This window comes from Acidovorax sp. KPB24-07 (assembly GCF_057543315.1).
Window position 1 is genome coordinate 1 of sequence record NZ_BAAJYS010000734.1, and the last position, 1,081, is coordinate 1,081.

Below are 1,081 nucleotides of genomic sequence, written 5' to 3' on the forward strand. Positions count from 1 at the left end.
CCGCGTGCGGCGGGGCGGCGGGGCAGTGTGCGGCGGGCACGGGTCATGTCTTGCCTCCGCCGTTCACCGGGTTGACCCAGTCGCGGGTGAGCGTGCCCGCCAGCGCGCGGCCGGGTGGCAGCGTTAACTGCAGGCGCACGCCTTCGGGGATGTTGGTGGCCGCCGTCGGGCCCTGCGATTGCGGCAGGTTGGCGGTCGTCTCGCTGCTGGACAGGGCGTTGTACCAGGCCCCGTCGCGGTAGTAATAGATCTGCCAGTTCACCAGCGGCATGAGCACGGTCTCGGTGCGCCGCTCGGCCTCGCCCGGCGTGCGGGCCCATTGCGCCGCGCGCTGCCAGGCCTCGCGCCATTGCGCCCGCGTGCGCACCGGCGGCGACTGCCAGCGCAGCCACTGGTCGATGCCGTTCACGTTGCGCCGGGTCCAGGCCACGACCACCGGGCCTTCGTCGGGCTCGGCGCTGCTGCGGCGCGTCATGCGCAGCACCTGGCCGTCCCAGTCGAGCGGCTCGGTCTGGTCGATGGCCTGCAGCGCATCCAGGTCGGTGCCCCACTGGGCGAGCGCCGCCTGGATGACGAGCAGGCCGTCGGCCCGCTCCCGCGTCTGCTCCTGCGCGCGCACCATGCCGTCGAGCCCGCGCCAGCTCATGATCGCCAGGATCGCCATGATGGCGATGGCCACGAGCAGCTCGATCAGCGTGAAGCCGCGCGAAAGCCGGTTCGGGCGGCGCATGTCAGTACCTCCCCACGATGGTGGACAGGCGCAGCACGGAGTTCTGCCCGTCGGACACCTGGGCATCGACCCGGCGGAACTGCGGGTTGGGCGTGGGCCGCACGACCAGCGTGACGTCGTAGCGGCGCCCGGCCTGCTCGCAGGCCAGCGTGCTGTCGCCGATGGCCGGCATCTGGCGCGACAGGCGCACCTTCACGAGTTCGTTCTCGGCGCACAGGTGGGCCAGCAGCACGTCGGTCTGCCGCGCGGCATTGCGCGTGAGGGCCGACGTGGCCTGCAGCCCCGCCATGAGCGCGATCGCCACGATGGCCAGCGCCACCATCACCTCGACCAGCGTGAAGCCGCGCTCGC

At 72.5% G+C, this 1,081-nt stretch carries 2 protein-coding genes; both read right to left on the minus strand.

Features of this window, described 5'->3' with window-relative positions:
- Nucleotides 1–43: 43 nt before the first annotated feature.
- Nucleotides 44–730: a PulJ/GspJ family protein gene (locus AC27IQ_RS25380; protein WP_284429853.1), complete on the minus strand. Its 687-nt coding sequence runs from the start codon at nt 728–730 to the stop codon at nt 44–46.
- Nucleotide 731: 1 nt separating this feature from the next.
- The coding region (gene gspI, locus AC27IQ_RS25385; protein WP_487091277.1) for a type II secretion system minor pseudopilin GspI at nt 732–1,081 on the minus strand (350 nt) is incomplete at its 5' end.

Coding starts and splice junctions, on each gene's coding strand:
- AC27IQ_RS25380 (WP_284429853.1), bottom strand. CDS start 730: ATGCGCCGCCCGAACCGGCTTTCGCGCGGCTTCACGCTGATCGAGCTG.